Raw genomic sequence first — 797 nt, forward strand, 5'->3', positions numbered from 1 at the left:
AAACAATAACAACCACCGCTGGATATCTTGTTTCACTCATCCGAAAATATACACCGCTAAGCGCAAAATCTGAGACGCTCGAAGATATTTATAACTACCTTCCAATCTCAGACTTAGTGACTACATCTGGTCAACCTAGCGAGGCACAGTTTGCTTTAATCAAAGAATCTGGTTTTGAACACGTTATCAACCTTGCACCTGCTAATGCGGAAAACTCTCTGAAAGATGAAGATGGCACACTCGCTGATCTGGGCTTAAGTTATACCCACTACCCAGTGAACTTTGTGAAGCCTTCTGAACGAAAGTTTGGATTATTTGTTGAAAAAATGCAGGAGCTAGATGGACAGAAAGTATGGGTGCATTGTGCTGCGAATATGCGCGTCTCCGCGTTTATGTATCGTTATCGAACTCAAGTGTTGAAGTTAGATATGGTAGAGGCTCGCCAAGATTTAGAAAAAATATGGGAGCCTCTTGGTGTTTGGAAAACGTTTATTTCTCGTTCTTAAAACCACCAGTTAAATCGTGTAGGGAAGTCTGCGAACATCTCTTGCATACGCGCATTGGCTTTTTCGGCATTAAATTTCTTAACATTGACCTGTGTTAAATCGCCAGTTGTCGCGGCTTTCCAAACTACATCTCCTGAACTCGACTCAATCACGTTAACAAGCATGCGAGCTTCAAATACTGCTTCCATATGAGGTGGGTGCGCAGGAGGAAACCTCCCTAATACGCCAGGCGTTGGGGCTTGATCAAATTCGAGGCGTTGAGATTGCTGTGTGCGTAAAGAATATTGAATA

At 42.9% G+C, this 797-nt stretch carries 2 protein-coding genes; one reads left to right on the forward strand and one right to left on the reverse strand.

The window, feature by feature from the left end:
• The coding region (locus A3739_RS06810; RefSeq protein WP_082878306.1) for a protein tyrosine phosphatase family protein at positions 1–506 on the forward strand (506 nt) is incomplete at its 5' end.
• Here the strand turns inward: A3739_RS06810 and A3739_RS29565 are convergent.
• A partial coding sequence (locus tag A3739_RS29565) for a hypothetical protein (protein ID WP_197472143.1) occupies positions 503–797 on the reverse strand: 295 nt, incomplete at its 5' end. The genes A3739_RS06810 and A3739_RS29565 overlap by 4 nt on opposite strands.

Source organism: Oleiphilus sp. HI0067 (assembly GCF_001635735.1).